This is a genomic window from Burkholderia sp. ABCPW 11, assembly GCF_001523445.1.
In the GTDB taxonomy this organism is placed as follows: domain Bacteria; phylum Pseudomonadota; class Gammaproteobacteria; order Burkholderiales; family Burkholderiaceae; genus Burkholderia.
The window spans coordinates 1-608 of sequence record NZ_LOVM01000056.1; the positions used below are offsets into that span (position 1 = coordinate 1).

1 pseudogene is annotated in these 608 nt (G+C 60.0%); it reads left to right on the plus strand.

The features are described 5' to 3' along the window. Nucleotides 1-64 precede the first annotated feature (64 nt). A pseudogene (locus WS61_RS34010) lies at nt 65-608 on the plus strand (IS3-like element ISBcen21 family transposase); the annotation flags it as partial.

The following is a 608-nucleotide window of genomic DNA, read 5'->3' on the forward strand; positions in this document are numbered from 1 at the left end:
TTGGACCGGCCAGCCTTTCGTAGACATCTTCGAGCCATAATTTATGGCAACCGAGGAGGTCAGGATGAGCGGCAAGCGGTACACGGATGAGTTCAAGATCGAGGCAGTCAAACAGGTAACCGAACGGGGTCATTCGGTGGCGGATGTGGCGCAGCGGCTGGGCATCACGACCCACAGCCTATACGCCTGGAAACTGAAGTTCGGCAGGCCCGACGTCGTGCGGCGAGCGGAGCTGGATCAGAGCGCCGAGGTTCGGCGACTGAAGGCCGAGCTCAAGCGCATGACCGAGGAGCGCGACATTCTAAAAAAAGCCGCCGCGTACTTTGCAAAGGGATAGCGGCAAGGTACGCGTTCATGCGAGCCCATCTCGGCGAGTTCCGCCTGCATTCGATGTGCCGAGTCCTTGGCGTGCATCGCAGCGGCTATTACGTCTGGCAGCGGCAGACAGTCGGTGTCCGCAAGCGTGAGGATGATCGATTGCTCGGTCTGATCAAGCATTCCTGGCTGGCCAGCGGCGGCGTCTATGGCTACCGCAAGGTCACGGTGGATTTGCGTGAATCGGGAGAAACGTGCAGCCGTCACCGCGTCCATCGCCTCATGAAAGGCGA